The sequence below is a fragment of the Oceanobacillus sp. NCCP-135 genome (assembly GCF_059698015.1).
Map to the genome: position 1 here is coordinate 1 of NZ_BAAKSZ010000067.1, position 1,762 is coordinate 1,762.

Here is a 1,762-nt window from a genome sequence, read left to right on the forward strand (position 1 = left end):
ACATTATTTCAGATTTCATCCTGATTTAAAGTGAAATTGACTACCTGTAATAATGTGCTGATTTACAATATTCTTTCAAAAGCTGATAAGAATGTAATAAGCTTTCTACTTTACCTAGAAACAAAATATTAATTATATCAACTGGTAAAAAAGGCTTCTCAGCAATATGTTGTTGAACTTTTAAAAATGCTTCATAATATTTTTCTATAAAGTATTCTGTATTATTTAATACATAATCGTTTAATGTCTTCAAAATCATTCTCCTTTATGTTAAAGCTAGCGAACTGTCAAATAAAATTGTAGTAACACCCCATGTCTTGAAAAAGAATGCTAAGTTGTTATGTATTACATTTTGCTTTTCTATTTGCCGACGTTCTGTTATAAAATAAACAACAGCAATTAGAAAAAGAATAGTTGAAGGAAATAAAACAATCCCATTCCACTCACCATTTAATAGGGTAATTGAATGTATTAAAGCAACTATAATAAAAAGGATAGAAAAGGTTTTCAAGAAAACATACCTCCATTATCACCATAAGGAGTCTATATTATTTTTGTTCAATTCTTCTACCGTTTAGCAAAAAAACTCGCCTAAATTTAGACGAGTTTTTTCTGTCAATCTATTGGTCTTTTTAATGGAACGCTCTATTACTAGCCAATGTTCCGATTATTTTTTTAACTTTGATGTAAGGTGTCTAAAAACGATTGCAGAGCTACAATCTGTTCATCATTCAATTTTTCGGCGGATAAAAGTAATCTTTTTAAATTCATATTAATTTCCTGTTGGTCATCAAAGAATTCAGAAAGCGTATATCCTAATGAATTACAAACCTTAATTAGAATATCAACTGGAATCATTTTTTGACCGTTTTCAATTTGTGTTAGATATGATTGAGATATGCCAACAGTATTTGCAAGATCAGTGACAGTTATATTATATTGTTTTCTTAAATATTTTATTTTTTGACCAATCTTGGTTACTTCCAAATTCATTTTAATCACCTAATTAATAGTCTTTATATTAAGCTATCCTTTATTGATATAAACAAGCAATAGTTTTTGGTAAATATTGTGAATAGCAATAAATTATTAGGGTATAATATTTCTATTAGTAATAAAACGCAATGAGAGGTGATAATAATGGCTTTATATCAAGCGCATGTAGAAATAGTCGGGACCAGACCAATACTCTTTAACCGATTTTCTCCAGAAAGCATTCCATTGGAGCGTAAGGAAATGAAAGGTGTTGCAGGTAATAATCCTGAAGAGTGGAAGAACACATATAGGACTACTAGTGATGGATACTTGTATGTGGATGGTAGTTATATTCATCGCTGTTTAATAAATGCTGCAAAGTTTACAAAAAGAGGATTACAAAGTACATTAGCAGCTACACTTGAAACTAAAAACGATATACTAATATTTGAAAATCGGAAAATATTAAATACCGAAGAGATTACAACAGATTCCAGTGAGGAAATTTATATTGATGTAAGAAGTGTAAGAATGTCTAAAACTGCATCAAGACATATACGCTATCGACTAGCTACTTCAAGTGGTTGGAAAACCTCATTTTTAATCCAATGGGAAAGTTCATTAATTAATAAAGAATTAATGGAAAGTGTATGTCATGATGCAGGTTTATTTGTTGGTATAGGTGACAATAGACCAAATGGATTTGGTCGTTTTGATGTTAATTGTTTGCAGCCTAGACCGTTGTCCTGATAAAGAACTTTATAGCCAAAAAAGTTGTCATATGATT

At 29.7% G+C, this 1,762-nt stretch carries 4 protein-coding genes; 1 reads left to right on the forward strand and 3 read right to left on the reverse strand.

Going from position 1 to position 1,762, the window contains the following annotated elements:
• Positions 1–40 precede the first annotated feature (40 nt).
• The 3 genes from AC6HVZ_RS19470 to AC6HVZ_RS19480 form a co-directional block, all read right to left on the reverse strand.
• Complete coding sequence (locus tag AC6HVZ_RS19470) at positions 41–253, reverse strand: hypothetical protein (protein ID WP_497559782.1); 213 nt, start codon at positions 251–253, stop codon at positions 41–43.
• Between the two features lie 12 nt (positions 254–265).
• Entirely contained in the window at positions 266–511 is a 246-nt protein-coding gene (locus AC6HVZ_RS19475; protein WP_497559783.1) for a hypothetical protein, read from the reverse strand.
• Between the two features lie 164 nt (positions 512–675).
• Positions 676–993 (reverse strand): helix-turn-helix domain-containing protein, encoded by a 318-nt coding sequence (locus AC6HVZ_RS19480; protein ID WP_497559784.1) that lies wholly within the window; start codon positions 991–993, stop codon positions 676–678.
• Between the two features lie 147 nt (positions 994–1,140).
• Between AC6HVZ_RS19480 and AC6HVZ_RS19485 the strand changes: the two genes are divergently transcribed.
• Positions 1,141–1,725 carry a hypothetical protein gene (locus AC6HVZ_RS19485; protein WP_497559785.1) on the forward strand — a complete coding sequence of 195 codons (585 nt, stop codon included), beginning with the start codon at positions 1,141–1,143 and terminating at the stop codon, positions 1,723–1,725.
• The last annotated feature ends 37 nt before the right edge of the window (positions 1,726–1,762 follow it).